2 protein-coding genes are annotated in these 1915 nt (G+C 57.0%); one reads left to right on the forward strand and one right to left on the reverse strand.

What is annotated here, in order from left to right:
• Positions 1-110: 110 nt before the first annotated feature.
• Positions 111-1265, reverse strand: coding sequence for an IS4 family transposase (locus ACP5E6_RS18840; protein ID WP_427956990.1), 1155 nt, complete (start codon positions 1263-1265; stop codon positions 111-113).
• A 467-nt stretch (positions 1266-1732) separates the two neighbouring features.
• Between ACP5E6_RS18840 and ACP5E6_RS18845 the strand changes: the two genes are divergently transcribed.
• Positions 1733-1915, forward strand: a 183-nt coding sequence (locus ACP5E6_RS18845) for a hypothetical protein (protein WP_427956987.1), incomplete at its 3' end; no start/stop codon positions are given.

The following is a 1915-nucleotide window of genomic DNA, read 5'->3' on the forward strand; positions in this document are numbered from 1 at the left end:
CATAAACTGTTACAGACCATACTCGTAAAACGAACACTATAATCAGATAAATCAACTATTAATAAGGAAGGAAACAAACCGCATGAATCTCAGCTATCCCCTCATTCCGTTTAAGCATAGAAACCACCGAATTCGGGTGCGGTCGAGATGGCGCGCGCGAACGCTTCGATGAGCGGGATCAACCGGTGTTCGGGCATGTTGGGGATCAGTTCGTAGAGCATGCAGCCCTGGCGGAACAGCGAGTGGGTGCGGATCTTGCTGGTGTTGGACTTGAGTAGCCGATCCATGCCGAGGCGTTCGCCGACCGTGCCCAGCAACGTCAGCAGTGCGACGGCGAACGCGCTGACGAGCAAAATACGGTCGCGCCGCGTTGGTTCGCCGATGCGGGTCGACGACAGCCCCATGCCGAAGCGTAGGTCCTTGGTATCGCGGAACTGCGGCTCGATGGTCCAGCGGCGGGCGTAATGGTTGACCAGCATCGCCGCCGACGCCTCCGGGTCGCTGGCGGCCAGGCACCACGGCTCCTTCATCGCCTTGGCATGGACGCACACCACGGCGCCGACCTGCTGTCCCTTTGCGGTGACGCGCGCATCGCGCAGCTTGCGCGCCCGGCCGCCACGGCCGACCCACTCTGCGGCGGGTTTGGATGTGCCCTCCGCATCGGTCACTTTGATGTTTCCACGAAAGCGGATGACGTAGCCGAAGCCGAGCGTGTCCAGGAACGCAAACAGCTTCTGGTCGCCGAACCCGCGATCGGCCAGGATCGTCACCCGGCACCCCGCCGGCACGGTTTCAGCTAGGCGGCGCAGACAGGCGTCCTCAAAAGCATTGCGCCGGGTTGCGATCTCCTCCTTCCAGACGGTCAGCCAAAGAAGAGGTGCCGCGCGGCCATGGTCCGTCACCAGGCTCAGTACCAGCGTCGATTGGTCGTCGTGGTCGAAGTCGGTCCAGTCCATCGCCACCAGGACATCGGACCGGCCGCCGAGCTGATGGGGAACCCAGCGGGCGAAGCTGTCCCATACGTCGATGCCCACATTGCTCATCAGCCGGTCCACCTGTTTGACCGCATGCTTGGTGACCAGGCCGCGCGCCAGCGCCAAGGCTTGGCCGATCGAGGCCACCGCAAGCGAGGCCCCCGTCATCACGCCGAGCGTGGCACCCGCCAGCGCTTCGACCCGCTTGGCGTGAAGATCATGCCCATACAGCTCGCTAATGAACCCGCCAACGTCCGCCAGCCGCTTGCTCGAAACCTCTGACTTTATCATCGCCATGCTCCACATATCGCCTGCAGCGGTCATACGGAGTAGGCGCGAATCGCGCCTATAGGCAGGTCAATTCAAATGAGGGGATTCGTGAGGGGCTAGGGGGTTATAATCTGAATAGGACGCGCCGGCGGCGATTTTTGCACTGGTTATTTTAACGAATATCGAAATCCGTTGGATCCTAGATCTAAAGCATAGATACCTATCTTAATTTTTAACCATTTTGGTGACTGCAAGACCACCTAAGCAGCAGACTGATCGACATAAATTTTATACTATGAATCTGAAGGTATTTTTGATATATTATATTTTTACGTTATTGGATTCAATTTCTCATCGAATAATTTTTTAACCCAAAATAGTCCAATAATTGAGATATTTCGACACTAAAACTTGACAATACTACCGCCAGCTGCGTAATTAAATTCGCTAGTGTGTCTGTCGGTCGCTCATTCATCGCGGGGTTGCAGATGTCGTCAATCATTTCTGGCTGGGCAATCACTCGGTTTGCCGTTGGCGGCATTTTCGCCTTGCTCTGTGCCAGTTGGGCGGCGGATGCGCGGGCGTCAGTAATCGACGCGACAACAGTGGCTTCCTCCTGCTACGCCGGGTCAGGCTTTGACAGTAACTGCGCCGACACCGGGTACATTTCG

It is taken from the genome of Acidiphilium sp. (assembly GCF_049977125.1).
Taxonomy (GTDB): Bacteria; Pseudomonadota; Alphaproteobacteria; order Acetobacterales; family Acetobacteraceae; genus Acidiphilium.